Here is a 2,336-nt window from a genome sequence, read left to right on the forward strand (position 1 = left end):
GGCCAGGGTGCCCACGGGGTAGAGGTCCTCCGGGGCGGGGTCGTCCACCTCGGGGTCCTTCTGGGCCACCAGGAAGATGTAGCGGTCGGCGGAGAGGGCCTCCTCCACGGCCCGCTTGCTCTTCATCCGCCCCACGTCCACCCCCGCGGTGGTGTGGGGGAGGATGACCGTGTTCCTGAGGGGCAGAACGGGAAGCTCTAGGCGCAAGGCGTCCTTCATCTGCCCTTATGATACCTTTCTCCTCCCGCTTCCCGGCGCCTTAGGGCACAAAGGCCAAGGGGGGCTTTCCCAAAGCCCCGGTTGGGGCCTCCCATGTTGCGAAGCCCGCCTAAGGGCACCTAGAAGCCCAGGGTGACGGTGGCCCGAAGGTTCTTGAAGGTGAAGGTGACCCCTGCGGCGGGAAGGCCCCTTGCCATGACGCCGAGCCAGAGCCTCCCCTGCTTGATCCCCTCGGTGAGCTTGGAGCCGCTTAGGGAGAGGGGGGCGCTTGCGGTGTTGGCGAACCCGGCCTGGCCGATCTTCTCGTCCTCGGGGCCCACGGAGCAGGCGTAGGCGTAGGTGGTGCCGGGGTCGGAGAGGGCGAAGCAATCCGGGTCCTGGGCGGGGTCTTCCGTGCGGGCGTAGAGGTCCAGGGTAAGGAAGAGGTCCTGGCTGGCCTCGAGGGTCCCCTCCACCCGCACGTCCTTGAGGATGCTCCTGGGAGGGGAGAAAGGATTGGGGTTCGCCGGGTAGACCACTTTGCCCCCGGTGTCCGCCACAGCGGCCACCTCGACGGTCTGGTCGGGGAGGGGCAGGGTGAGGGTGGCGGAGCAGCTTACGAGCGCGAGGGAAAGCCCAAGGGCGAGAAGGAGGGACCGCAGCATGCCCTCACAATACCCCCTTCCCCTATACCTGTCAACTCCTCTAGAACCCTTCTAAACAAGGGCTCTGAAAGCTTCTCGCCGTGTATACCCCCAGCAATATGGCCCCAGGTAGCATGGGGCCATGCACCGCCTCCTCTTGGCCCTGGAACCTGAGGCCGCCCACGGCCTCGCCCTGGGCCTCCTCGCCTGGTGGTCGGAGCGGGGGCCCCTTTTGCGGGTTCCCGCGGCGCTTCTTCGGCTGGAGGACCCCCGCCTCCGGGTGGAGGCCTTTGGGGTGGCCTTCCCCAACCCCCTGGGCCTCGCCGCGGGGATGGACAAGGATGCCCGGGCCCTAGGGGCCTGGTGGGCCCTGGGCTTCGGCTTCGCCGAGGTGGGGACCCTCACCCCGAGGCCCCAGGAGGGAAACCCCAGGCCGAGGCTTTTCCGCCTCCCCGAGGACCACGCCCTCATCAACCGCATGGGCTTCAACAACCGGGGGGCGGAGGAGGCCGCCCGCCACCTTCGGCGCTTCCGCCAGAGGGGGCTTCCCCTGCCCGTGGGGGTCAACCTGGGGAAGAACCGGGACACGCCCCTGGAGCGGGCGGCGGAGGACTACCTCGAGGCCCTCCGCATCCTAGAGCCCTTCGGGGACTACTTCGTCTTGAACGTCAGCTCTCCCAACACCCCAGGCCTTCGCGCGCTCCAGGAGGGGCCCTTTCTGGACGAGCTCCTCGCCCGCCTCCGCCCGGCCACCCCGAAGCCCCTCCTCCTCAAGGTGGCCCCGGACCTCTCCTGGCCCGCCTTGGACCAGGTGGTGGACCTGGCGCGGAAGCACCGCCTCCAGGGCCTGGTGGCGGTGAACACCACCCTCGCCCGGGAGGGCCTGAAAAGCCCCTGGGCCCAGGAGGCCGGGGGGCTTTCGGGAAGGCCCTTGAAGAAGAGGGCCCTGGAGGTTCTCCGCCACCTGGCGGAGGGCGCGGAGGGGCTTGCCCTGGTGAGCGTGGGGGGTGTGGAGACCCCTTGGGACCTCTGGGAGAGGCTCAAGGCCGGGGCGAGCCTGGTCCAGGTCTACACGGGCTTCGTCTACGGGGGGCCCCTCTTTCCCAGGAGGCTCCTCCTGGGGCTCCTCCGCCTCATGGAGGCGGAGGGCGTTTCCTCCTTGAGGGAGCTTCGCCGCCCTTAAGCCCGGGGGAGGGGAGTTTAAACGGTGAGGAGACAGCCCGCCTTAAGCTCCAGCTCCACAGGGGAAACGTGGCGGAAAGCCCCGTCCCGGCGCAGGTGGAGGACGAGAAGGGTGTAGGGGTCAAAGACCACCACGTCCTTCACCTCAAAACTTGCACCTCCCGCATACCCCGCATAAACCTTCACCTTCTCCCCCCGGCGGTCCCAGACCCAGAGCATGGAGCTCCCGCAGGATGACCCGCTCCACGAGCTCGGGCAAGAGAACCCGGGCCGCCCGCTCTCTAGCCTCCCGCCAGCTACCCCTCTCCCCCG

The 2,336-nt window shown here is 68.7% G+C and carries 3 protein-coding genes and 2 pseudogenes; 1 reads left to right on the forward strand and 4 read right to left on the reverse strand.

The features are described from left to right. Both AC01Y6_RS04125 and AC01Y6_RS04130 read right to left on the reverse strand, forming a co-directional pair. Positions 1–219 (reverse strand): LON peptidase substrate-binding domain-containing protein (locus AC01Y6_RS04125; RefSeq protein ID WP_476670351.1); only part of this gene is annotated, 219 nt, incomplete at its 3' end. A gap of 119 nt (positions 220–338) precedes the next feature. Continuing rightward, the gene (locus tag AC01Y6_RS04130) at positions 339–863 is read right to left on the reverse strand and encodes a hypothetical protein (protein ID WP_476670352.1); all 525 of its coding nucleotides are present in this window, start codon (positions 861–863) and stop codon (positions 339–341) included. A 121-nt stretch (positions 864–984) separates the two neighbouring features. Here AC01Y6_RS04130 and AC01Y6_RS04135 point away from each other — a divergent pair, with 121 nt between their 5' ends. Then, positions 985–2,025: a quinone-dependent dihydroorotate dehydrogenase gene (locus AC01Y6_RS04135; protein WP_476670353.1), complete on the forward strand. Its 1,041-nt coding sequence runs from the start codon at positions 985–987 to the stop codon at positions 2,023–2,025. A gap of 17 nt (positions 2,026–2,042) precedes the next feature. Here the strand turns inward: AC01Y6_RS04135 and AC01Y6_RS04140 are convergent. Together AC01Y6_RS04140 and AC01Y6_RS04145 are read right to left on the reverse strand one after the other, a co-directional pair. After that, positions 2,043–2,168: pseudogene (locus tag AC01Y6_RS04140) on the reverse strand (Uma2 family endonuclease); the annotation flags it as partial. Position 2,169: 1 nt separating this feature from the next. Continuing rightward, positions 2,170–2,336: pseudogene (locus tag AC01Y6_RS04145) on the reverse strand (transposase); the annotation flags it as partial.

This window comes from Thermus sp. (genome assembly GCF_056332225.1).

What these genes read in the sequence shown, in the direction of transcription:
- AC01Y6_RS04130 (WP_476670352.1), bottom strand. Translation starts at nt 863, where the DNA reads ATGCTGCGGTCCCTCCTTCTCGCCCTTGGGCTTTCCCTCGCGCTCGTA.
- AC01Y6_RS04135 (WP_476670353.1), top strand. Translation starts at nt 985, where the DNA reads ATGCACCGCCTCCTCTTGGCCCTGGAACCTGAGGCCGCCCACGGCCTC.